This is a genomic window from Actinoplanes subglobosus (assembly GCF_042650585.1).
GTDB lineage: Bacteria > Actinomycetota > Actinomycetes > Mycobacteriales > Micromonosporaceae > Actinoplanes > Actinoplanes subglobosus.
The window spans coordinates 385,764-399,816 of the sequence record NZ_JBHSBL010000015.1 but is presented as its reverse complement, the minus strand read 5'-3'; the positions used below and the strand labels follow the sequence as shown (position 1 = coordinate 399,816).

Below are 14,053 nucleotides of genomic sequence, written 5' to 3'. Positions count from 1 at the left end.
CACTCCTACTGTCGCTGCCATGGCCGACCACGTTCCCGGATGCCACGGAAAGGCGTTCCGACATGACACTCGACGACAACAATTCGGCCCGGGAGATCGTTTCCGGAATCGCTGGCCGCATGCTCAGCAGCCCCAAACAGAAAGCCGTCGGTCGCGCGGCGGTGGGTGAGCCTCCCGACCCCGGCTCACATCAGTGGACGGGCACCGTCCATGCGGGTGGCAGCGTCAACCAGATCGACCGGTCATGGAATCCCAGGATCGTCTTCGGAGGCGGCGGCATCCTGTTGTCCATCGTCGCCGCGATCGTCTGGACCCAATATTCCGAAGGAGCGGACAAGGACGAGGCAAAGGCCGCCTATCAGGCTTCGGTGGTCGCCGCCTGCGACCGGATCCGCGAAACGGGAACCGGTGACATGCCGGTCCAGTCCGACCGCGCCGGTATCTTCGTCAGACGCGACGACCTGACCGCCATGATGAAGAGGAACCAGGCCGTGGTGCGCGAGAACATCACCGACCTGCGATCACGACCGGTGCCCGCAGGCCTGACCGGGCACGCGGCGGCCGTGGACACCGCTGCGGCCGAGGTCGACGCCGCCTACCCCGGCGCCCTCCGGCTGATCGGGCAGTTCCGTAGCAAGATCTACGAGGACGACCTGGCGGACCTGCAGTCGCGGGCGATCATGTCGGACTTCACCACCGATTACCGGCGGCTCGGCAACGCACTGAGCAATCTCGCCGGACAGACCTGCACTATCGAGGCCCCCACCGGTTCCCCGTAATCGTCCCACCCCACACAACCGGGTCAGGGTTCCTTGACGACCCGCAGCCCGGCCACCCGGGCCAGCCAGCGCCACGCCGCGAACGGCACGACGAAGTCGTCGTGGTCGAGGTCGACGATCAGGCGCGGGCCGTCCGGGTCGACGCGGACGGCGGCGATGCTCCACATGTCGTTCTCGGCGGAGAACCAGTGGATCCAGCCCGACGCCGTCCAGCCGGACTCCCGCTCGAAAGCCTCCCGATCGGCTGCGACCCGCCACTGCGCGAGCCATGCCTCGCTCTCCTCCCGAGTCCGCTCGGGCGCGAAAGCACTGGTCAGCCAAGCCGGGAGGTCGGGGAGGACATCCTCCCAGTCGTCGTCGGCCCGGCTCTTGAGCAGCAGGAGAACCTCCGCGGTCTCCCGGATCCGGCCGGCACCACCGGGTTCGGCGATCAACTCGATAGCAGTGATCATCCGCGGAATGCTATCCGTTCCCGATGGCGCCGCAACTGTCCCCATCGGTCAGTCCGGGGTCTCGAACCTCCGGGTCCGGCGGGCGGTCAGCAGCAGCAGGACCACGCCGGCGCTGATCAGGATCGTGCCGCCGACCAGCAGCAGGCCGTGGTCGCCGCCGGTGATCGGGTTCTCGCCCGGTTCGGCGTCGTTCGAGCGGGACGGCGTCGCCGACGGGGACCGGGACGGTGTGCGGGACGGCGAGACGCTGCGCGACGGCGATCGGGTCGGTGTCACCGACCGGGTGGGCGAGACCGACGGCGAGGGGGTACGGCTGGGCGACACCGACGGCGACGGCGAAGCAGATGGTGTCGGTGTCGGGGTCGGGCCGGGTCCCGGCGTGGTCGGGTCGAGCGAGCCCGGCGCCTCGGCCTGCACCCCGCCCGAGTTACCGGGTGTGGTCGCGTTCGCCCGTACCAGGAACTCGCCGTGCCCGGAGGCGATCTCCTCGGCCGTCAGATGGTAGGTGTCGGAGACGCACGTCATGCTCTCCCCGGGTGCCAGGGTCGTCTTGGGGCAGGTGACGCCGACAGGCAGTCCTTCCAGGTAGATGTTGTGCAGGGTGACGTTGCCACTGTTGGTGACCACGATCGTGGACGTCACGTTGTCCGCGGTGCCGAGGACCCCGTCGCCGTCGACGTCGACCCAGCTGACGACCTGCTCGGCGCCGACGGCCGGCGCGGCCGGTTCGACCGGGGTGTCGACGGCCGCCGGGCCGGAGTCGAGCGGGACGGTGCCGCCCGGTTCGAGGCCGTTGGCCGATGCCGAGGTGGAGATGGCCTGACCGCTGTCGATGTCGGCCTGCGTCACGATGTACAGATTGGGGGCGACGCACGTCATCGAGTCGCCGACGAGGAGATAGTCGAACGGGCACGGGATGAGGCCCATCCGCACGTCCGTGACGTTGATCGAGGACATCGTCACGTTGCCGTTGTTGACGACCAGGTAGCGGTACCGGATGCCGTCGCCGACAGCGGGTTTGCCGTTGGTGGAGTTGACGTCCGCGGGGCGGATGGCGGCCTTCTCCTCGATGGTGGCGGAGATGCCGATGGAGAGACTGCCGTGGCCGACGACCAGCCGTACCGTCGCCGAATCCTGGTCGTAGGTGGTGTCGGACGTGGCGGCGGCCCGGCGCCCGGTGACGGTCGACGGCTCGCGGATCGCGCGGTCGGCGTCGATGTCGGTCTGGGTGATGGTGTACTCGCCGCGGCTGGTGCAGGTCATCGAGGCGCCCACGGCCAGGGTGGTGGCCGGGCATCGGGCGAACCCGACGAGCCTGTCGTCGACGGCGATCCCGGTGACCTCGACGTCGCCGTCGTTGGTGACCACGTAACGGAACCGGACCTTGTCGCCGGCCTGGGCGGCGAGCTGGTGCGAGGCCGGGCTGACGACGGCGGTCACCGACAGGTCGAGGGAGTCAGCGGCGGTGGCCATCATCTCGGTGGCGGTGGCCGGCCCGAAGGTCAGGTCGGTGGTGGTGCCGGACGCCCGGGCCACGACCTGGGCGGTCTCGGCGATCGGCTGTCCCGATTCGACGTCGGCCTGGGTCACCAGGTAGGTGGACCCGGCGCTGCAGGTGGTGGTGGCGCCGGGCGCGAGCGTGCTGGTCAGACAGGTGGCGGTGCCGCTGCGGGTGCCGGTGACGACGATGCCGGTCATCGTCACGTTGCCGACGTTGCGGATGGTGAAGTCGTAGTCGACGATGTCGTCGCGCACCAGCTGACCGCGGTGGCTGCCGGGGGTGACGCTGCTGTCGGCGGTGATGGTCAGGGCCGGGGCGGCGACGATCACCGCGAAGGTGGCCTGCGGTGACAGGAGTGTCCCGCTGCTCGCGGCGCCGGGTGGGCGGCCGGCGACGGTGACCGTGGTGACGACCGGGACGTTCGCGTCGACGTCGCCGAGGGTGACCGTGTACGGGTTGGTGCTGGTACACGTCATCGAGGCGCCCGGCGCGAGGGTCGTGGCCGGGCAGGTCGAGGTCCCGGCGAGGGGATCACCGACCGTGATGTCGTTGATGGTCTGGTTGCCGTTGTTGGTGAGCACCGTCCGGTAGCGGACGGTGTCGCCGGACTCGGCCGCGCTCTGATGCCCGGCCGGGGTGATCACCGCATCGACGGCGGCGGTCAGTGACGGCACCGCTGCGGCCACCGCGGTCGAGGTGGCGGCCGGCCCGTAGGAGTGCGGCGCCGGCAGTCCGACCTGCTGGCTCAGCACGTACGCGTCGGACCTGATCGGCTGGCCGCCGTCGACGTCGGCCTGGGTCACCGTGTAGGCCGGCCCGCTCGTGCAGGTCGCCGTACCGGCCGGCGCGACCGGAGCGGCGGGGCAGGTCACCGCGCCGATCAGGGCGTCGGTGACGGAGAGGTTGTCCATCGTCACGTTGCCGTTGTTGGTGATCGTGTACGTGTAGGCGATGGTGTCCCCGGCGGCCGCGGCGGTCTGGTGTGCCGGGTTGGAGACGGCGGCCACGCTGCTGATCGTCATCGACGGTGCCGCGGCGGCCACCGGTGCACTGGCGGTCGCCGGCCCGAAGATCAGATCGGTGACCGTGCCGAACCGGCGGCCGGTGGCCTGCGAGCTGTCGGTGATCGCGAGCCCGGCATCGATGTCGCTCTGGACGATCGTGTGGTCGAGGCCGCCGGTGCAGGTGGTGGTGGCGGCCGGTGCCAGGGACGTGGCCAGGCAGGACGCGGTTCCGGACGTGGTGCCGGCGACCGTGAGGGTGTCCATCGTGACGTTGCCGATGTTGCGGACCGCGAAGGTGAATCCGACGGTGCTGCCGACTGTCGTGCCGCTCGGCACCGCCGTGGGGGTGAGCTGGAGGAGCGGGTTCGCCGGCGCGACCGGTACCGCGGCGGGGAAGGGACCGAAAGTCCTGGGCACCGGGCCGGGGCTCTCCGCGGCGACGTTGAAGGTCGACGTGACCGGCCCACCCGTGTCGAGATCACTCTGGGTGACGGTATAGGCGGTACCGCTCGTGCAGGTCATCGTGTCGCCGGCGTTCAGCGAGGTGAAGGGGCAGGTGGCGGTGCCGGTGAGGGGGTCCGTGAGGCTGATCGTCGACATGGTCACGTTGCCGTTGTTGGTGACGATCAGGCTGTGCGTGATGGTGTTGCCGACAGCTGCGGCATACCGGTTGCCGGCGGGGTTGACCGCCGAGGAGATGGTGACGGTGAGCGACGGGGTGGGCTGGGCCAGGGCGACGCTGTCGTTGCCGGTGGCGTAGGTACTGGAGACGCCCGCCCCCGGTGCCCGGGCGGTCACGGTGGCGTTGTCGGTGATCGGGGTGGTGGCGACGATGTCACCTGCCGTGACCGTGTAAAGGCCGTTGCTGGTGCAGGTCATCTGTGCGCCGACGGCGAGCGTCGCGAACGGGCAGGCGCCGTCCCCGGCGATCGGGTCGGTCACCGCGATGTTCGACATCGTCACGTTGCCGGTGTTGGAGATGTCGTAGGTGTAGTCGATCGTGTCACCGGCCTGCGCCTGACTGGCCCGGGACGCCGGGGTCACATTGGCCGTGACCAGCAGGGTCAGCGCGGGGACGGCCGGAGCGACGCCGACGCTGACGGTGAACGGCCCCAGCGGCGGGCTGGCCCCGCCGGGCGCCGTCGCGGTCGGGGTGACGCTGGCGACGATCGGCACACCCGCGTCGATGCGGGCCTGGGTGACGGTGAACGGCGAGGCGGCGGTACAGGTCATCGTCGCGCCGACGGCCAGTGACGTGAACGGGCAGTTCACCGCTCCGGCCAGCGCGTCGGTGAGGCTGATGGCGGACATCGACACGTTGCCGTCGTTGACCACCGTGTACGTGTAGGAGATCGTGTCACCGACCCGGACGGCGCTCTGGTGCGCGGCCGGCGACACGGTCGCGACCGCGGTCACGGACAGCGACGGTGTCGCCGCGGCCACCGGCACGGTGACGATGCTCGGGCCGTAGACGGTGTTGCTGACCGCGCCCGGCGCGCGCCCCGACACCGAGGCGGTCGCCGTCACCCCGGCACCGGAGTCGACGTCGGCCTGGGTGACGGTGTACGAGCCGGTGGCCGTGCACGTGACGGTGGCGCCGGCGGCGAGCGACCCGGCCGGGCAGGTGGCGGCGCCGAGCCGGGTGTCGTTGACGCCGAGGTTCGACATGGTCACGTTGCCGTTGTTGGTGATCGTGTACGAGTACGCGATCGTGTCGCCGGCGCGGACCGCGTTCTGCCGGGCGATCGGGGTGACCGCCGGCACGACCGCGATGGCCAGCGCCGGGGCGGCCACGGCGACCGGCACGCCGACGGTGAACGGGCCGTAGGAGCTCGACGACGCGCCGGGTGCGCGGCCAGTGACGGTGGTGGTGTCGACGACCGGGGTGCCGGCGTCCACGTCGGACTGGGTCACCCGGTACGAGGAGGTGCTGGTGCAGGTCATCGTCGCGTTCACGGCCAGGGTGGCGGCTGGGCAGCTGGCGGTTCCGACCCTGGTGTCGGTGACGGTGATCGAGGACATCGTGACGTTGCCGTTGTTCGTCACCGCGTACGAATAGCTGATCGTGTCGTTGCGGTCCGCGGCACTCTGCCGCGCCGGCGGCGTCACGCTCGCGGTGACCACCGCGGTCAGCGACGGCGCGGCCGCGGCGACCGGGACGCCGGTGGAGTACGGCCCGAAGGTGCGGGTCGTGGTGGAGCCGGCGAGCCGTCCCGAGAGGGTGGCCGAGTCCCGGACCGGCACGCCGTCGTCGACGTCGCTCTGTGTGATCGTGTACGGGGTACCGCTGGTGCAGGTCATCGAGGCGCCGACGGCGAGCGTGGTGCCGGGGCAGTTGGCGACCCCGCCCTTGGTGTCGGTGACACCGACCTGGTTGAGGGCCGCGTTGCCGTCGTTGGTGACCACATAGGAGTACGTGACGGTGTCACCGGCCTGCGCCGCGCCGGTGTGCCCGGCCGGGTTGACCGCGGCGCTGACCGTCCCGCGCAGTGACGCCGTGCCGGTGGCGAGCGGCACGGTGACCGCCGCCGGACCGAAGGTGACCGCCGCGGCGCCGGTGCCCGGTGGCCGGCCGGTGACCGAGGCGGTGTTGTAGACCGGCTGCTGGGTGTCGAAATCGGACTGGGTGATCGTGTAGGGAACTGGACTGTTGCAGTTCATCTGCGCGCCGGCGGCCAGGGTGGTGGCCGGGCAGTCGGCGAGCCCGGTGAGCGCGTCACGCACCGCGATCTGGCTCATCGTCACGTTGCCGTCGTTGACGATGGTGAACCGGTAGGTGACCGCGTCCCCGGTGAGGGCCGCGTTCTGGCGGCTGGACGGTGCGACCGTGGCGGTGCCGGTGATCTTCAGCGAGGCGGTGCTGGGGGTGATCGTCACGGCGGTCTGAGCGGTGTTGTTCGCCGACGCCGGGTCGGTGCTGTCCGACGAGAGCACCTTCACCACGTTGTTGGGCGTGCCGGCGCTGAGCGCGGTGCCGGACAGGGTGAGTACGGCGGACCCACCGGTGACCAGTGACGGGATCGACCAGCGGCCGGTGCCCGCGTCGTAGCTGCCGGCCCCGGTGCCGCCACTGATCAGCAGGCCGGTCTGCGGCTGCACCTGGACCACCATGTTGGTGACGTCCGACGGCCCGGTGTTGCGGGCGGTGACGGTGAACTGCACCGGGTCGCTGGCCACGACCGTCGGTGTGCTGGTGGTCTGTGCCATGTCGAGGTCGGAGATGTGCTCGACGGTGGCCGTGGTGGTGACGCTGTCGTTGGCGGCCGTCGGGTCCGGTGACGTCGACGAGACCGTCACCGTCCGGGCGAACGAGTTACCGGCGTAACTGGCTTTCAGCAGCGTGTCGAACGTGATGTCCCATGTCGTCGACGCATCCATCAGCGACCGGGTGCAGACGAACACGCCGCCGTCCGGGGAGATGCCGTTGCCGTCGACGGTGCCCTGGAAGGCGCAGGACCCGGTGGTGGTCGACGCGGTCGGCACGGTCTGACCGGCCGGGACCGGCCGCTGGACCAGCACACCCTCGGCCCGGGTCGGGCCGGCGTTGGTGACCGTCACGACGCTGCGGATCCGCTCGCCCGGGACCAGGGTGGTGCCGCCGCGGTCCCGGTTGACGAGTGTCTGCGTCACCGACAGGTCGCCCTTGAGCAGAACCGTGAAGTTGGCGGTCTGCTTGTCGTTGGTGCTGTTCGGGTCGGTGGTCGTGGTGACCACCGTGACCGTCGCGGTGCCCGGCCCGGCCTGCGCGTCCGGGCCGAGCACCACAGTGCCGGACAGCGGGATCGTCACCCCCGGTGGCAGGTGCGGGATGGTGCAGGCGGTGGGCGTGCAGTACGCCGCCATCGGCCCGGTGGTCGGCCGGACGATGGTCACGCCCGGTGGCAGCACCGGGATGAACGAGACGTTGTCCGCCATCGACGGGCCGTTGTTCTTCACCGCCAGCGTGTAGGTGGTGCTGTCCCCCGCGTACGCCGTGTAGGTGCCGAGCGTCAGGGTGATGCCGACGTCGGCGACCAGGGCGCCCGCCCCGGTCACGGTGACGATGTTGTTGTTGACGTCCGGGTCCGGTGTCGCCGCCTTGAGCGAGACGGCGTTGTTGACGACCGGGTTCGAGTTCGACAGCGTCATCGTGATGGTGGCGACCACCGTCGCCCCGGACGCCAGTGAGGCCAGCGAACACTCGATGGTGCCGGTCGTGGTGGTGGCGCAGGTGCCGCCCGGGATGGTCGCCGACGCGTTCGTCGAGCCGACCGGGATCGGATCGGAGAGCACGATGGTCCGGGCCGTCGACGGGCCGTTGTTCTTGACCGTCACGGTGTAGGTGATGGTGTCACCGCCGGCCGGCGCGGCCGGCGAGTACGTCATCGCGACGTCGAGGTCGGCACTACCGGTGACCGCGTTGCTCACCGACGCCGAGTTGTCCGACTGATTCGTCTCGTACGTGGCGCTCGTGATCGCCACACCGACGGTGTAGACGGTGCCTGGTGTCTCCCCCGACGGCACGTTGCCGGTGACCGTCATGGTTCTCGTCGCCGCCGACGCGAGGGTCGGATAGTTGCAGGTCGCCTTGGTCCCGCTGACCGAGCAGGTGCCGCCCGCCGACGACGCGGTGACGCCGGTGAGCCCGGCGGGCACGGTGGCGGTGACCACGACGGTGCTCGCGGTGTTCGGCCCGGCGTTGCCGGCGGTGACGGTGTAGGTGGCCGCCTGGCCGGCGACGACCGCCGAGCCGCTCAGGGCCGCGCTCACCGACAGGTCGGCGGCCGGGTTGACGGTCATGCTCGTGGTGTTGGACGTCGAGGTGGGCGAGGTGTTGGTGACCACCTCGGTGTAGGTGGCGGTCGCGTCGTTGTCGAGCGTCGTGTTCGCGATCGACGAGCCGACGACCACCTGGTAGGTCAGGGTCTGCGACTCGCCGGGCAGCAGGGTGCCGCCGGCTGAACCGGTGGCGCCCGTGCCGACCCGCAGGTTCACCGTCCGGCTGCCGCTCACGTACTCGCCGACGTCGTCTCCGGCCGCATCGGTGGGCTTGGTCGTCGTCGAGCTGGTCACCGACCGCAGCGACCCCGGGACGTAGGTGGTGCCGGCCGGCAGGGTGTCGGTGATCGTCGACAGGTTCGCCGAGGTACCGCCGTCGTTGCGGGTGGTGACCGAGTAGGTGAGTGTGTCACCGACGTTCGCCGTCGTGGCGCCGGAGGTGTTCGCGACCGACGTCGTGGTGGTGAGACAGCCGGCCGAGCCGAACGAGACCGCGTCCAGGAAGTTGCCGATACTCGGGTCGGCGCTGGCCGAGGAGACCGACTTGAAGGCGAAACGCGTCTTCGTCTGGCCGGCGGGCACGGTGTAGGTACCGCTGTAGGAACCCCACGCCGTCTTGTTGTCGGAGATGTTGGCGCCCTGCTGCACCAGCGTCCCGGTCGGCGAGCCGATGACGACCGCCATGGTGTCGAGTCCGGTACGGCCGCGGTGGTTGAGCTGCCATCGCAGGATCTGCCCGGGAATCGTGGTCAGATCCTGGTAGAGCGTCGAGACCATGTTGGCGTTCAGTTCGGCGTGCTGGCTTCCGGACGCCGCGGTGACACCGCCGTAGCCACGCCACAGCTCGATCATCTTGTCGGTCGCCGTGGTCAGCCAGCCCGGAACCAGCGTCTGCGCCATGATCGAAACGGCGCCGGCCGAGATCACCGGCTGTTCGAAGTCACCGTTGGTCAGCGATACCGCGGTCGGGCAGATCGACTGCGCAGCCACCGCCGGTACCGTCTGAAACGGCACGAACAAGGACAACACCAGAATCATGGCGAACGCGGCGAGAGCCGTACCGACGCGCCTGACTAGCCCACGCACGGATTCCCCCGTTGGGTGCAGTTGACGCAGGCCGGATTCCCGGCCCCTACCGGGCCATTGCAGGCTAATACGATTTGTACGGCCACCCGTCGCGTTTCCGGTCGATGCCGTTACCCGCGGCCGTTTCAGCGCGCCATTTCAAAAACCATTGTTCGCACTGGTCCCGGCGATCAATCAACGCCCGGGGAGATGTTTTACGGCACTGTCGTCCCCGGGGTCCCACCACAGGACAGGCCTCCCCCGGCCGGAGAAGCCGGCCGGGAGAGGGCTGGTCGTTACGAGGCGAACGCCTTCACTTCGAGCAGGCCCACCGAGCCGCTGCCGGAACCGCGCAGCACGAACCGGAGCCGGGTGGTGCTCACCGGGGTGAAGGTCACCGTGTTGTAGGAGTCGGCGACTCTCGCATAACCGCTGGCCTTGGGCACGTCGGCGTAGGCGGAACCGGTCCAGTACTGGAGTCGCCACGACGCGGGCAGCCGTACCCCGTTGCCGTCGTCGAAGAAGTAGGCCTGCGCGCGGCCGACGGTGACCGCGGACGGCCACTGGAGTTCGGCCCACTGGCGGCCGGTCTCCGGCCAGGTGCCCCAGCGACGGTTGACGGTGTCGTTGGACGCCGCCGGCTCGATGCCGTCGTTGACCGCCGCGATCGTCTCCCAGGCGGAGGTGTACGAGGCGGACGCGGTGGCGGTGCCGGCGAGATTGCCGCCGGTGGCCGGCTCGGTGGCGGCCGGCTCGGTGGCGGCCGGAGTGGCCGTCGCTGTCGTGGTCGGCGCGGCCGTCGTCGGGGTCGCCGACGGCTGCGTGGTCGCGTTCTCCTGAATCGCCAGGTCAGCGCTGGGGAAGACGCTGAACGACGGGTTGATGTCGGTCTCGCCGGCCGCCCCGTCACACTTGCGGTCCGGGTCGAACAGCAGGTACGTGCCGGACGAGCAGGCGAACGCGATCTCCGCGTCACCGCCGACGACGACACTGCCCGACAGGTTCGCGCCGTCCTGGATCAACGCGTTGTCCTTCACCACCGCGTTACCGCCGACAGTGCCGCCGTTGACCCAGCCCAACCCCTCGATACGCGCGTTACCGGTGACCGTGCCACCCATCACCGCCGCCTTCGGACCGACATACGCCGTCGACGCGACACTCGCGTTGCCGGCCACCCAGCCACCACCGTTGGCATGCCAGCGCCCACCATGGGTCGCCGCCGGCTTGACGTGACCCGGCTCGAACCCCGACGGCGTCGCGCCCGACACCCGGAACTCGTAGGGATAGCGCCGCGCCTTCGTGTACCCGTCCAGGAACCCGTAGTGCGGGACGGCGCTGGGTGTGCCGGTGACGACCAGCCACACCTCGCTCTCCCCGGACTGCAGCTGGAAGTCGACCTGACCATCCGTGCCGGACTTCAGCTCCGAATACCGCGGCGTGCCGTTCTTCACCGCGACCAGCCCGAACGTACAACCCGTGGCACCGGTCTCGGCATGCCCCTTCAACCGCAGCCTGACCAGGCCGCCGTCACTCGACGGCACCAGCTTGATCTTGTTGAAGCCGTAGTCGGACGGCGCCACGCGACTGTTGATCCGGAAATGCCCGAGGCTCGCGTCGACCGCTTCGACATTGCCGCCGTTGTACGCGTTGAGGAACCCGGCTCCCCAGACGTTGTTGATGAACGGCATCAACGTCGACCGGTTACCGAAGTCGTACGTGACGGTACGTGTCGCGTACTCACCGAGCCGCCGGTTGAGTTCGGCCTGGTCGATGCCGGCGATCCGCCGGTAGACCTCCAGGGGGTGCTCGGTGTTGCGGGCCTCGTTCCAGATGCGGTTGAACATCTCCAGACCGTCACGGTCCTTGATGTACTGCATCAGCATCCAGTTGCCGTAGTGGTGCCGGCTGGAGCTGTAGTACAGGTTCTCCGAACGCAGCCAGCGCGTCAGGTCACCCGCCGCCGTCGTCGGCAGAGTCTGCATCGCCATGAACTCGGCACTGGTCTCCCAGAACGTGCCCGCCGACGGATCGGTGAACCCGGATCCGCTACGGCCGAGGAACGTGTAGTTCTGGAAGACGTGTGCGAGCTCGTGCGCCAGTCCCCACGATCCGGGCAGTGCGGCGCCGGGCGCGACGTTGATGACTCCGACCCTGCCGTCGACCGAACCGCCGGTGGCCCAGGCGTTGAGTTCGGTGCGGTTCCAGGTGTTCGTGACGATCACGATGATCTTGTGCTGGGCGAGCAGTCCGGTCTCGGGCGTGAACTTCATCGTGTTCACGTAGAAGCTGTAGAGGTTCTCCAGCTGGCTGAGCACGTTGTCGGGATCGAACCTGTACGGGTCGCTCGCGGACGCCGGGTCGGTGCCCGACTTCTCACCCCACAGCAGGATGAAGTTGTTCGACTCCCTGGTGCGTTCGGTGGTCCACGGAACCTCACCGGTCCGGGTCCACGATTCGGGGATGTAGACGGTCTTGGTGGCTGCCGAGGCGTTGGACATGATCTGGGGGACGAGTCCCACGCCTGCGAGAAGCACGAATGCGCACGCGATGACAAACCACAGCTGACGCCGTGATCGCGTTTGGGGGATCGGCATGACACCGGACCCTAGACCATCTTTGGAAGCGCTCCCAAAATTCTTAAAACCGCTCTTTGACCAGCCTTTACTCAGCCTTAAAAGCTCGGGAAGGGCGCTCAGTCGGCCGTAGTTGACGCCGCCGGTGCCGCCGCCTGTTGGTCGGTGACCGAGGAGTCCGGCGCGGAAACCTCCGGGGTCTCGATCTCCGCGGCATCGACCTCCGCCGTCTCGACCTCCGCGGCCTCGACACGTGCGGCCTCGACACGCGCGGCCTCGGCACGCGCCTCCTCCTCCGCTCCGCCGGCGGCATCGAACCGGGGGTCGACCACGAGACACTCCCCCGCACGCGCGTCGGACCGGGCCGTGACCGTGAAACTGTCCGAGGCACCCACCGGCACCTCGACCTTCTTCGCGGAGTCCGGCGCCACCTCGAACTCCGCACTGCTGCGTTCGGAACCCGAACCGTCGGTGCCGGTGAAGACCCACACGCACCGGGCCTCCCGCGTGGACTGCAGCGTGGTGACGAGCTGCCCGCCGGGCGTCGCGTTGAAATGCAACTGGCGCTGCGTACCGGATCGGCCCCGGGTCTCCCGGGGCACGTACGCCGTACTCCAATCGCCCTTTTCGTTGGGTGCCTCGAATTTCACCGACCGATCCGCGAGCAGCCCGTCCGCCTTCGGCGCGGTCTTCACCGGCGGGGTGGCCGGGATGCTGGCCGGCGCGGCGGTCAGGCCGAGTCGCGTGGCGTCCGAGTCCGGCTGGGGACGCAGCACGACCGAGCTGAACTGCGGCGGCTGCTCGTCCGGGACGGCGGCCGGCGCCGACACCGTCCGCGGGCGCTGGTCGGCCCGGGCGTACGAGAAGGAGGCCGCGGCCGCGACGGTGGCCGCGGCGGCCGCCACCAGCACCAGGACCCGCCGGGGACGCTCCGCGGCCCGCACCGGTGAGCGGCGGACGGCGCCGAACAGGTCCTGCCGCACGACGACGGTGTCCCGGTCGGCCCACAGGTTGCCCCGCTCGGCAGCCCGCTCCATGCAGGTCAGCGCGGCCGCGTATTCGCCGTCGCGATAGAGCAGATGCCCGGCTTCGTGCAGTGTCAGCCCGTCCTCGTGCGGCGTGAAATCGTCCTGCGGTCCGGGGGTGTGACCGCACCGGAACTCGGCACGCCGGGCATCCACGTTGGTCAGATCGTCCAAGATCGAGCTCCTCGGTACGCGCTTCATGCGGCCATGGCCAGGTTGAGCTGTTCCGCGATCATGTCGTAGTCGACGTGCCTGTTCCCGGTCATCCGGCGGGCCTCGGTCGCCGTCACGCCGCCGAGGCCGAGCAGGAGGACGGCGTTGCGGTGCGGATTGTCGGTGAATCGCCCCAGCACCACGGCGACGTGGCGGAACCGGTCGGTACGCGCCTCGTTGAGATAACACGCGTACAGTTTCCGGCGGGCGTTGCCGTCGGCGAGCCGCGCGGCGATCAGGTCGCAATTCAATTTCTGGACACGACCGGCGATCACGGTGGCGGCATTGCGCGCCCGGATGTCCCGGTTCTCGTGCCGATAGATGCGTATCTGATCGTCGATCACCCGATCCAGGTCATCGAGGATCAAAAATGTGAGTAGCAGATCCAATTCACGCTTTACGTCTTGGTGAAGCAAGTCCAGGACCTCACCGTATGTCGTTCTCAAAATGAAGTTCCCTAACCTTTTCGAGCCAGGCGGAATGCAGCGCGATAATGGTAAATGCCGTTCAGGAACGGCCGCAGGCCACAGAGTGGACCGACTGCGATGCGCGCGGCGGGTCCGGCGAGACGTCGTCAGGTCCGCGGCCGACCAACCTGGACGGCCGGGCCGGAGCCCTCACGCTGCTGATCCCGTAGCTTAGCGGCTCGCTCCGGAATTTCCGTTATATCCGGCATGCCATCC

Annotated in this window: 6 protein-coding genes; 1 reads left to right on the top strand and 5 read right to left on the bottom strand. The window is 69.4% G+C overall.

The window, feature by feature from the left end:
- Window positions 1-62: 62 nt before the first annotated feature.
- Window positions 63-779: a hypothetical protein gene (locus ACFO0C_RS16505; protein WP_378067505.1), complete on the top strand. Its 717-nt coding sequence runs from the start codon at window positions 63-65 to the stop codon at window positions 777-779.
- Window positions 780-802: 23 nt separating this feature from the next.
- On the opposite strand, the gene ACFO0C_RS16500 is transcribed toward ACFO0C_RS16505, so the two are convergent.
- The 5 genes from ACFO0C_RS16500 to ACFO0C_RS16480 all read right to left on the bottom strand — a co-directional run bounded on the left by ACFO0C_RS16500 (window position 803) and on the right by ACFO0C_RS16480 (window position 13,759).
- A complete protein-coding gene (locus ACFO0C_RS16500) occupies window positions 803-1,231 on the bottom strand; it encodes a hypothetical protein (RefSeq protein WP_378067504.1) in 429 nt (142 codons plus the stop codon).
- A gap of 48 nt (window positions 1,232-1,279) precedes the next feature.
- Window positions 1,280-9,484, bottom strand: a complete 8,205-nt coding sequence (locus tag ACFO0C_RS16495) for a beta strand repeat-containing protein (protein ID WP_378067503.1) — start codon at window positions 9,482-9,484, stop codon at window positions 1,280-1,282.
- A gap of 371 nt (window positions 9,485-9,855) precedes the next feature.
- A complete protein-coding gene (locus tag ACFO0C_RS16490; protein WP_378067502.1) occupies window positions 9,856-12,078 on the bottom strand; it encodes a DUF6055 domain-containing protein in 2,223 nt (740 codons plus the stop codon).
- Window positions 12,079-12,251: 173 nt separating this feature from the next.
- Window positions 12,252-13,331, bottom strand: a complete 1,080-nt coding sequence (locus ACFO0C_RS16485; protein WP_378067501.1) for a hypothetical protein — start codon at window positions 13,329-13,331, stop codon at window positions 12,252-12,254.
- Between the two features lie 23 nt (window positions 13,332-13,354).
- Entirely contained in the window at window positions 13,355-13,759 is a 405-nt protein-coding gene (locus ACFO0C_RS16480) for a hypothetical protein (RefSeq protein ID WP_378067500.1), read from the bottom strand.
- Between the last annotated feature and the right edge of the window lie 294 nt (window positions 13,760-14,053).